This window comes from Ralstonia sp. TCR112, from assembly GCF_007997035.1.
In the GTDB taxonomy this organism is placed as follows: Bacteria; Pseudomonadota; Gammaproteobacteria; order Burkholderiales; family Burkholderiaceae; genus Ralstonia; species Ralstonia edaphi.
In genome coordinates this window covers 1-962 of sequence record NZ_VOSS01000249.1, presented here as the reverse complement: position 1 = coordinate 962, position 962 = coordinate 1, and the positions used below count along the sequence as shown (strand labels likewise).

Here is a 962-nt window from a genome sequence, read left to right as displayed (position 1 = left end):
ACGGCCACGTCGAACACGCGGCCGCGCACGCAACTCACCAGCTTGATCTCGGCATGTGGCGGGTACTGAAAATGCAGCCCGCGCACGGTGCCGCGCTTGGCGGAATACGAGTGATTGATTTGCGCGATCGGGCTGTCGAAGCCGGCGGCGGCAAGTTCGTCTGCACAGAAGAAGCGCGTGAAGTAGCCGCGATGGTCACCGATCACCTTGCGGTTGATTTCAACCACGCCGGCCAGCGGCGTCGATTGGATGGTGAAGCGGCTCATGCGGCGCTCCTGAAAGCGGCAGCAGATGCGGCGGCGGTGAAGCGGTCGATCTGTTGATCGCACAGCGCGCGCGCATCCGCGGTTTTTTCATGCAGATGCCGGTACCACGCGGCGGTCTGTTCCAGCGCGGTCTCGAACGGCCACGCCGTCTGCCAGCCTAGTTGCTGCCGTGCCCGGCTGGCGTCGAGATGCAGCATGCCGGCCTCGTGCTTGCCGGCGGTGGCATTGGCGTCCAGCTGCCACATCAGCGTGGGCCAATGTTGCTGCAAGCCTTGCAACACCTGTTCGACCGTGCGCGTGGCGGCGCTGTCCGGGCCGAAGTTCCAGGCGGTTGCGCACGCGGCGTCAGCGGCCAGCAGCCGTTGCGCGAGCACCAGATACCCATGCAGGCAATCCAGGACGTGCTGCCACGGCCGCGTGGCGTGTGGTGAGCGGATGACCAACGGCGTACCGGCACGCATCGCGCGCTCGGCATCGGGGATGAGTCGGTCTTCCGACCAGTCGCCACCGCCGATCACATTGCCTGCGCGGCCGGTGGCCAGCAGCGGGCCGTTGGCGAAAAAGGCGCGCCGGTAGCTTGCGGCCACCAGTTCGGCGCAAGCCTTGGACGCGCTGTAAGGATCATGGCCGCCGAGAGCATCCGTTTCGCGGTAGCCCCAGGCCCACTCGCGGTTGTCGTAGCACTTGTCGGTGGTG

Annotated in this window: 2 protein-coding genes; both read right to left on the bottom strand. The window is 66.4% G+C overall.

Going from position 1 to position 962, the window contains the following annotated elements; translation table 11 throughout:
- Positions 1 to 266 (bottom strand): dTDP-4-dehydrorhamnose 3,5-epimerase family protein (locus FUT88_RS25675; protein WP_147219362.1); only part of this gene is annotated, 266 nt, incomplete at its 3' end.
- The coding region (gene rfbG / locus FUT88_RS25670) for a CDP-glucose 4,6-dehydratase (protein ID WP_147219360.1) at positions 263 to 962 on the bottom strand (700 nt) is incomplete at its 5' end. The genes rfbG and FUT88_RS25675, both read right to left, overlap by 4 nt.